Here is a 2,268-nt window from a genome sequence, read left to right on the forward strand (position 1 = left end):
CCTTAAAATTTCTTTAAGCGGCACGGTTGTTAGGGGAAATAATATTCCGGCAAAAGTTGTAAATAAGGAATGTTCTATTTTTTGTGGAAAGAGTGCAGAGACCACAATATAAAGCACAGTTCTACTTTTTCTCCTTCACATCAAGATCGATTTCAATCTCTTTATTAAAGAAACTCCAAACGTCAGAACAGAGAAGGTGATCCAGCGTTTTGATATGGTCCTTGAGAATAGCTTCCGTCTTCATATTTGGACGAATATCGCAATAGTATACACCGTCCAACGGATTTAGCTTAATGGTATAACCTTTGAAATGGCCCGGCAGAAATGTACTGCTGATTCCGAATTTCGGTGCCTTCCCTTTCCGCTGCACATCGTTCAGAAAAATGGCAATATGAGGCAATTCGCTTTCTGTGAGTTTTGAGTATAGGAACTTGTCAATGAAAACTTTATCAATCCGATCTTTGCTGGAAGTTTTTACACTACCAATGATTTTTACGTCTCCCTCATATGAGATAATCAAATCGTGCTGATAATTCATTTTAAACTGTTCCTCCCCATCTTGCATGATCGGCACCCTAATCGTTCCGGCCTTGGCGTCGATACCCATTTCTGTAAAAATCAATCGAATGAAGTTCTCAAATAGGTTACCATTGATCTTACGGGCTCTATTGCTTTCTCCGGCAGGCAGAGCATCGAGCGTTGCACCAATGCTCTGTCGAATTGTATAAATGGTGTTGTTCAACTTAGTGCGCAAAGCCGCGTCCGCCTCGATGAGTTCTCTCAGGTTTTGCAGCGTCTCGACGAACGTTTTCCTGACCGCATCGAATTCTCCGGCCTGGAACATCAACTCTGAGTTGATCGGACGGGTGATCTGAAAGTTTCCTTGCTTGCTATACTGCCAGAAACGATAATTGTTCTCGTTTTGAGAAACGATGACCGCCTGTAAGCTGCCGTCAGTAGCTATAAAATCCAAATACGCCTGGCAAAAGTCAATGAAGCCTTGCAGATTGGTAAAGCGCGTTTTGTCAACCGCACGCGCGGCAAGTTGTTTGATTGTCATCGGATGGCCGCTCTCCGCTTCTGGTTTTCAAAATCATATTTTTTCCATTTTTCTGCGCTCCACTCTTCCACCAAATCCATGCGCTCAATCGTCCAGCCCAGGTACTCCGCTGATAAATCGCAACCCAGCCATTTCCTACCGAGTTGTTCGGCGCAGACCGCGGTAGTTCCCGATCCAAGAAAAGGGTCCAATACGGTGTTACCTTGGTTTGATGAAGCGAAAATAACCTTCCGTAAGAGTTCTTCGGGCTTCTGAGTTTTGTGAGGAGTTCTCTCGTGCATCCCGTTGCAGGTTGTTGGGATTTCGATCAAATCCTCCGGAATCTCCAGCACGTCCTTCGGTTTGGCCCCACCCGGATGAGGATGCCACACGTGTCCATTTGATTTGCCTTTGCCGTATTGGCTCGTTTCGGCCTGCGGATGCTCCGGGTACTTTAAAGTGTGTTCTCCATAGGGAATTCTTACCTCGTCAATATTGAAAGTAAATTTTTTGGACTTTCTCAAGTGAAGAATACTCTCGTGGCTGCGCCCCCAATCCTTGCCCAGATTAGCCTTGTTCTTGTAATGCCACACGATCCAGCGGCAACCTTTAAAGTACTGCATGGAAGGCAGCTTCAGGTCGGCTAAAATTTCTGAAAAACCGCAGATGTAAAGCGTTCCGTCGGGTCTCAAGATGCGAGCCGCTTGTTCAATCCATTTTAGCGACCATTCTACATAAGCCTGTTGACTCTCAAAGGTGTCCCACTCAGCTTTTTTTATATTATAGGGAGGATCAGCAAAAATCATATCGACTGACTCCGTCGGAAGCGAACTGAGCCAGGCAATAGAATCACCCTGCCACAACTGCCCGTTCTCATGCTGGTAAAATAGCTGAGGATTAGTCATATCAGGATCGATATCGAAAACTTCTCCCTTACGCATCGTCTCGGCGAACAAGGGTGGTAAGCTTTTATTTCGGCTGAATATCTTAGATTCCATTTCCGTTCGTTTTTGAATAATTACGATGATAGAAAATAATCGGCACTTTTGAAAAGAGAGAAAAATTCTATCGCTTTCTAAAGTCCCCCAAACCACTCCTCCACCGCTGGTCCACTCAGCGAGAAAAGCAGATTGGGAAAAAGTCCCAGCAGTAGTGTAAGCAACGCCAAAACCACCAAAATCCCCATTTCCCGACGCGTGAGATCGGTCAGAGCAACCGCTTGTACCGTG

Annotated in this window: 2 protein-coding genes; both read right to left on the reverse strand. The window is 45.3% G+C overall.

Translation table 11 applies throughout. The features are described from left to right. Positions 1-121 precede the first annotated feature (121 nt). Entirely contained in the window at positions 122-1,060 is a 939-nt protein-coding gene (locus tag ACEW8P_RS01480; RefSeq protein WP_373511341.1) for a hypothetical protein, read from the reverse strand. Next, complete coding sequence (locus ACEW8P_RS01485; RefSeq protein ID WP_373511342.1) at positions 1,057-2,037, reverse strand: site-specific DNA-methyltransferase; 981 nt, start codon at positions 2,035-2,037, stop codon at positions 1,057-1,059. Before ACEW8P_RS01485 ends, ACEW8P_RS01480 begins: the two co-directional genes overlap by 4 nt. Between the last annotated feature and the right edge of the window lie 231 nt (positions 2,038-2,268).

The sequence above is a fragment of the Persicitalea sp. genome, assembly GCF_041751555.1.
GTDB lineage: Bacteria > Bacteroidota > Bacteroidia > Cytophagales > Spirosomataceae > Persicitalea.

Excerpts from the sequence above, each read along its gene's own strand:
- ACEW8P_RS01480 (WP_373511341.1), bottom strand. The coding sequence starts at position 1,060 with ATGACAATCAAACAACTTGCCGCGCGTGCGGTTGACAAAACGCGCTTT.
- ACEW8P_RS01485 (WP_373511342.1), bottom strand. The coding sequence starts at position 2,037 with ATGGAATCTAAGATATTCAGCCGAAATAAAAGCTTACCACCCTTGTTC.